General features: G+C 68.7%; 5 protein-coding genes and 1 riboswitch. Of the genes, 3 read left to right on the top strand and 2 right to left on the bottom strand.

Features of this window, described 5'->3' with window-relative positions; translation table 11 throughout:
- Positions 1 to 17 precede the first annotated feature (17 nt).
- Positions 18 to 2,780, bottom strand: coding sequence for a methionine synthase (gene metH / locus AC3WQR_RS13020; RefSeq protein ID WP_492742305.1), 2,763 nt, complete (start codon positions 2,778 to 2,780; stop codon positions 18 to 20).
- 22 nt (positions 2,781 to 2,802) lie between these two features.
- Positions 2,803 to 2,878: riboswitch (S-adenosyl-L-homocysteine riboswitch) on the bottom strand.
- Positions 2,879 to 3,010: 132 nt separating this feature from the next.
- Between metH and AC3WQR_RS13025 the strand changes: the two genes are divergently transcribed.
- On the top strand, positions 3,011 to 4,066 hold the full coding sequence (locus AC3WQR_RS13025; RefSeq protein ID WP_492742306.1) for an esterase/lipase family protein: 1,056 nt from the start codon (positions 3,011 to 3,013) through the stop codon (positions 4,064 to 4,066).
- A gap of 11 nt (positions 4,067 to 4,077) precedes the next feature.
- Positions 4,078 to 4,989: a lipase secretion chaperone gene (locus AC3WQR_RS13030; RefSeq protein WP_492742307.1), complete on the top strand. Its 912-nt coding sequence runs from the start codon at positions 4,078 to 4,080 to the stop codon at positions 4,987 to 4,989.
- Between the two features lie 21 nt (positions 4,990 to 5,010).
- Here the strand turns inward: AC3WQR_RS13030 and AC3WQR_RS13035 are convergent, their stop codons facing one another.
- Positions 5,011 to 5,448 carry a PACE efflux transporter gene (locus AC3WQR_RS13035; protein WP_062473998.1) on the bottom strand — a complete coding sequence of 146 codons (438 nt, stop codon included), beginning with the start codon at positions 5,446 to 5,448 and terminating at the stop codon, positions 5,011 to 5,013.
- 102 nt (positions 5,449 to 5,550) lie between these two features.
- Between AC3WQR_RS13035 and AC3WQR_RS13040 the strand changes: the two genes are divergently transcribed.
- The gene (locus tag AC3WQR_RS13040; RefSeq protein WP_062474000.1) at positions 5,551 to 6,471 is read left to right on the top strand and encodes a LysR family transcriptional regulator; all 921 of its coding nucleotides are present in this window, start codon (positions 5,551 to 5,553) and stop codon (positions 6,469 to 6,471) included.
- Positions 6,472 to 6,536 lie beyond the last annotated feature (65 nt).

The raw sequence follows: 6,536 nt of genomic DNA on the forward strand, positions 1-6,536 counted from the left end.
CCGACCGGCCGGCAGGTTCAAAGGTTCGGCGCCAGCAGGCGCTCGAGCTCCGCTTCGCTCGTGCGGCGCCGCGCGGCCTGGTCCTGCAACTGGTCGTGCCCGATCTTGCCGACGTTGAAGTACGTCGCATCGGGGTGCCCGAGGTAGAAGCCGCTCACGCTGGCGGCGGGCATCATAGCGAGGCTCTCCGTCAGGGTCATGCCAATGTCCGCGCAGTTCAGAAGGTCGAACATCGGGCCCTTCACGCTGTGGTCGGGGCAGGCCGGGTAGCCGGGCGCGGGGCGGATGCCGCGGTACTTCTCGGCAATCATGTCGTCGTTGCTCAGGCCCTCGTGGGGCGCGTAGCCCCACAGGTCGGTGCGCACGCGGTGGTGCATGGCTTCGGCAAAGGCCTCGGCCAGCCGGTCGGCCAGGGCCTTGAGCATGATGGCCGAGTAGTCGTCGAGGTCGTCCATGAAGAACTTCTCTTTCTTCTCGACACCCAGGCCGGCCGTGACGGCGAACACGCCGACGTAGTCCTTCACGCCGCTGTCCTTGGGCGCGACGAAGTCGGCCAGGCAGCGGCTGGGGCGCATCACGCCGTCGATCATCTGCTTCTCGGTCTGCTGGCGCATGCCGTACCAGGTGAGTGCGACTTCGCTGCGCGTCTCGTCGGTGTACAGCTCGATGTCGTCGTCGTTCACGGTGTTGGCGGGCCAGAAGCCGACCACGCCGCTGGCGCTGAGCCAGCGCCCTTCGATGAGGCGCTTGAGCATGCGCTGGCCGTCGGCGTACACGCGCACGGCCTCGGTGCCGACGATCTCGTCCTTCAGGATGGCGGGGAACGGGCCGGCCAGGTCCCAGGTCTGGAAGAACGGGCCCCAGTCGATGTACTTGGCCAGCTCGGTGAGGTCGAAGTTCTTGAACACGCGCCGGCCGATGAACTTGGGCACCGTGGGCACGAAGTTCGCGAAGTCGACGGGCGTCTTGTTGGCGCGCGCCTTGGCCAGCGGCCACATCGGCACCTGCTTCTTGTTGGCGTGCTGCGTGCGCACCTTCTCGTAGTCGGCGTTGATCTCGTCGATGTACGCGGTGGCCTGGTCGGAGAGCAGGCTCTGCGCCACGCTCACGCTGCGCGAGGCATCGGGCACGTAGACCACGGGGCCTTCGTAGTGCGGCGCTATCTTCACGGCCGTGTGCACGCGGCTGGTGGTGGCGCCGCCGATGAGCAGCGGGATCTTCTTGATGCGGAAGTGGTCGTCCTTCTGCATCTCGCCGGCCACGTACTGCATCTCTTCGAGGCTGGGCGTGATGAGGCCCGACAGGCCCACGATGTCCGCGCCCTCGACCTTGGCCTTCGCCAGAATTTCGTGGCACGGGACCATCACGCCCATGTTCACCACTTCGAAGTTGTTGCACTGGAGCACGACGGTGACGATGTTCTTGCCGATGTCGTGCACGTCGCCCTTCACGGTGGCGATGATGATCTTGCCCTTGGTGCGCACGTCGCGGCCCGCGGCCTCGTCCTGGCGCTTTTCTTCCTCGATGTACGGAATGAGGTGGGCCACGGCCGACTTCATCACGCGCGCCGACTTCACCACCTGCGGCAGGAACATCTTGCCCTGGCCGAACAGGTCGCCCACGATGTTCATGCCGTCCATCAGCGGGCCTTCGATCACGTGCAGCGGACGCCCGCCCTTGGCGAGGATCTGCTGGTAGGCCTCTTCGGTGTCCTCGACGATGAAGTCGGTGATGCCGTGCACCATCGCGTGCGACAGGCGCTGGTTGACGTGCACCGGGTGCTCGGGCGTGCCGCGCCATTCGAGCTTCTTGCTGTCGTCCTTGGCGCCGCTCTTGGCGGTCTCGGCCACTTCGACCAGGCGTTCCCCGGCGTCGGAGCGGCGGTTGAGCACCACGTCTTCCACGCGCTCGCGCAGCGTGGGTTCCAGGTCGTCGTACACGCCGACCATGCCGGCGTTGACGATGCCCATGTCCATGCCCGCCTGGATCGCGTGGTACAGGAACACGGTGTGGATGGCCTCGCGCACCGGGTCGTTGCCGCGGAAGCTGAAGCTCACGTTGCTCACGCCGCCCGACACCTTGGCGCCGGGCAGGTTCTGCTTGATCCAGCGCACGGCGTTGATGAAGTCGACGGCGTAGTTGTCGTGCTCCTCGATGCCGGTAGCGATGGCGAAGATGTTCGGGTCGAAGATGATGTCTTCGGGCGGAAAGCCCACCTCGTCGACCAGCACGCGGTAGGCGCGCTCGCAGATCTCGATCTTGCGTGCGTAGGTGTCGGCCTGGCCCTTCTCGTCGAAGGCCATGACCACAGCGGCGGCGCCGTAGCGCTTGACCAGCTTGGCCTCGTGCTTGAACTTGTCGACGCCCTCCTTCATGGAGATCGAGTTGACGATGCCCTTGCCCTGGATGCAGCGCAGGCCGGCCTCGATGACCTCCCACTTGGAGCTGTCGACCATCACCGGCACGCGCGCGATGTCGGGCTCGCTGGCGATGAGGTTCAGGAAACGCACCATGGCGGCCTTGCTGTCGAGCATGGCCTCGTCCATGTTGATGTCGATCACCTGCGCGCCGTTCTCCACCTGCTGGCGCGCGACGGCCAGGGCGTCCTCGAACTGGCCGTTCAGGATCATGCGCGCGAAGGCCTTGGAGCCGGTGACGTTGGTGCGCTCGCCGATGTTGACGAACAGCGAGCCTTCGCCGATGGCGACCGGCTCGAGGCCGGACAGCTTCATGGGAGGGGGAGCGACGGGAGCGGAAACGGATGCGGGAATCTGGGACATGGCCTCACCTGCGGAAGAGTCGGACAGGCGAGCGTCGTTGTCGCCCCAAGCCTGACGATTCGCCTCTGTGGCGAACCGCTGCAACGCTCCTTGGGAAGTCGCGCATTTTAGGTCGATTCGATTGCGCCCTGGGAAAACCCCAGTTTTCATTCCTGCACGTGTCAACAGAATGCGCCCACCGTTTCTGAACGAACGTTCGTGTTTTTAACCAAACGTAAGGGAGTTCGCCGATGGCCAGGAAGTGGAATGTCCGGTTGCAGCATGCAGCCACCCCGATGCGCGCCGTGGCCTTGAGCTGCTGCCTCCTGGCCGCCGCGGCCCTCGCGGTTCATGCGCCACCGGCGCGTGCCGCCGCCGGCGACAGCGCCACGCGCGTCGAGGCCCGCGTCACCTCCGACACGGCGAAGACGAAGTACCCGATCGTGCTGGTCCACGGCCTGCTGGGCTTCGACAACCTGCTGGGCGTCGACTACTTCTACGACATCCCCGGCAGGCTGGCCGCGGCGGGCGCCAAGGTGTACGTGGCGCAGGTGTCGGGCACCAACACCTCCGAGATCCGCGGCGAGCAGCTGCTGCAGGAGCTCAAGACCATCCGCGCGCTGGAGCAGAACCCCACGCTCAAGTTCAACCTCATCGGCCATTCGCAGGGCTCGCCCACGGTGCGCTACGTGGCGGCGGTGGCGCCCGACATGGTGGCCTCGGTCACGTCGGTGGGCGGCGCCAACGGCGGCTCGAAGGTGGCCGACCTGCTGGCCAAGCTGCCCGAAGGCGGCATCGGCCAGACCCTGGTGGTGAAGGCCGTCGGCCTGCTGACGGGGCTGATCGGCTTTCTCTCGGGCAAGGACCCGAGCCAGCTGCCCGAGGTGCCGCTGAACGCGCTGGCCTCGCTGACCACGGCGGGCGGCGCGGCCTTCGACGCCAAGTTCCCGCAGGGGCGCCCCGCGCCGGGCTCGTCGTGCGACGTGAAGAGCGGTGCGGCCGTGGCCAACGGCGTGCGCTACTACTCGTGGTCGGGCGTGTCGACCAGCTTCAACCTGTTCGACCCGAGCGACACGGCGCTGTCGACGCTGGGCAGCCTGTTCTTCTTCGGCGAGCCCAACGACGGCCTGCTCGCGGTCTGCACCACGCGCCTGGGCACCCACCTGGGCGACTACCGCCAGAACCACCTGGACGAGGTGAACCAGGCCTTCGGCAACACCTACGGCAGCCAGTTCCCGTACTACGAGAAGAAGCCGCCGGAGCTGTTCAGGGAACAGGCCGCGCGACTCAAGAGCGCGGGGCTCTGAGGACGCTGCGCATGCGCGGTGTGGCCTTGACCGTCGGCGCGGTCGCGCTGGTGGCCGCGGGGACCGGCTGGCTGGCGCTCGGCCCCGGGGCGGTCGATGCGCCGCAGGCCGCCGCGCCCCGCACCACGGCGGCGGTCGCGGTGCCCACCGCGCCTCGTCCGGAGCAGTCCACCGCCGCGGCCCCCGACGCCCTGCTCACCAGCGACCTCATCACCCTCTTCGACCAGGTGCTCGCCGAAGCGCAGGCCGACAGCAAGGCCACGCTGATGGCCCGCGCACCCGCCCTGCTCGCCCAGCGCCTGCGCGAGGACTGGCGCGTGCGCGCGCTGGGCCTGCTGGAGCGCTACGTCGACATGCAGGAGGCCCTGCGCACCCTGCAGCCGCCCGCGCCGGGCGACCCGGCCTTTCTGCGGCGCAGCCTGGAGGCGCGCGAGGCGGTGCGCCGTCAGTTCTTCGCGCCCGAGGAAATCGAAGGCCTGTTCGGCGACCAGATCCGGCAGGACAGGTTCATGGCCGAGAAGATGGAGCTGCTGTCCAACCCCGACCTCACGCCCGAGCAGCGCGCCGCGGCGCTGGCCCAAAGCGAGCAGGCCTGGCTGTCGCCGGCGCAGCGCGAGGTGCGCAAGGAGGCGGTGGCCCATCTGGACGTGATGCGCCAGACCGAGGCGCTGCAGGCGCGCGGCGCCAGCCCCCAGGAGCGCTTTGCCGCGCGCAGCGAGGCCTACGGCTACGAGGTGGCGCGCGGCCTGGCCACGCTCGACCAGGAAACCCAGGAATGGAATGCCCGGCTCGACCGCTACGCCAGCGCGCCCGAGGCCGAGCGGGCCCAGCTGCGCGAGACGCTCTTCAACGAAAACGAGCGCCTGCGCCTGAGCGGTGCCCTGGCGATGCGCTCGGCCGCCGCGTCCAAGCCGGCGAAGTGAATCGGCTAAGTAAGCGCAGGCTTACGCAGGCTGCGCTTCGCCCATGGCCGAGGCCGGCAGGCCGAACACGCGGTCGAAGGCCCAGTTGAAGACGAAGGTGTAGACCAGGAAGAACACCACGAGGCCCAGGTCCATCACCAGCGCCTGCCAGAGCGACACGCCCAGGCCCCAGGCCAGCATCGGCACCAGGAAGGCGATCAGGCCGCCCTCGAAGCCGATGGCGTGGGCGATGCGGCGCTTCAGGCTGCGCCCGCGCACCGCCTGGCGCGACTCCCAGCGCTCGAACAGGGCGTTGAAGGTCAGGTTCCAGATCACCGCGATGACCGAGGCGCCCACGGCCAGCAGGCCCGAGTGGCCGAGCCCCGCGTCCGACATCAGGGCCAGGCCGGCGCTGGCCGCCACGATGGCGATGCCCTCGTAGAGGGAGATGTAAACGATCCGACGCTGAAGGCCCTGCATGACTGTTTCTCTGTGTGTTTGACTGCGATGGAGGGACTTTATTTGCTTTTAGTTGATATAAAAAGTTAACTTATTTCAGTTTTATTGATAGATCGGGGCGCCATGGCTTTCTCCAGCGACAACGTCGAGGTCTTCCTGGCCGTGATCGACCACGGCTCGTTCTCGGCCGCCGCGCGGGCGCTGCGCAAGGTGCCGTCGGCCGTCAGCATGGCCATCGCCAACCTGGAGGCCGAACTGGCGCTGCCGCTGTTCGACCGCAGCGGCCGCGAGCCCCAGCCCACGTCGGCCGCGCGCTCGCTCGAGCCGCAGGCGCGGCTGCTCGCGGCGCAGCTGCGGCAATTGCAGGTGCAAGCGCTGGCGCTCACGCAGGGGCTGGAAGACCGGCTCACGCTGGCCATTGCGCCGGAGCTGCTGGCCGCGCCCTGGAGCGGGCCGCTGGCCGCGCTGGCCGACGACTACCCGCTGCTGCAGGTCGAGGTGCTGGCCGCGCCGCAGGCCGACGCGCTGGCGCTGCTGCACAGCGGCCGGGCGCAGCTGGCGCTGGTGTTCGAGCGCCCCAGCCTCGACGGCCGCGAGGGCTTCCAGGAGGTCGGCAGCGACACCATGGTGGCCGTGATGGCGCCCGAGCACCCCGTGCTGCGCGCCGCGGCCGGCGGGCGCCTGCGCGAGGAGCACCTGACCAACACGCGCCAGATCGTGGTCGCGGGGCGCGACCTGGCCACCAGCGACCCGCGCTTCGTGTTCGCGCGGCATGTCTGGCGCACCGACAACGCGCTGGCCGCGCTGAGCCTGATCACCGCCGGGCTGGGCTGGGGCTGGCTGCCGCGCAACTTCGCGCGGCCCCACGTGGCGGCGGGCGCGCTGGTCGAGATCCCGTTCGAGAACCTCAGCAACGGGCTGGACCTGTGGGTGGACGTGGTGTGGTCGCGCGAACGGCCGCTGGGCCTGGGCGCGCAGCGCTTCGTGGCGCTGATCGCGCGCGACCGGCAGGCGGCAGCCGGCATCGGGACGCCGGCCGTGTGAGCCGGGTCAATTCTTTCCGTGGCCGTGGCCGTGCCCGCCTCCACCGCCGTGCCCACCGCCCCCGC

The sequence above is a fragment of the Variovorax sp. FW305-3-2-15-B-LB1 genome, assembly GCF_058787635.1.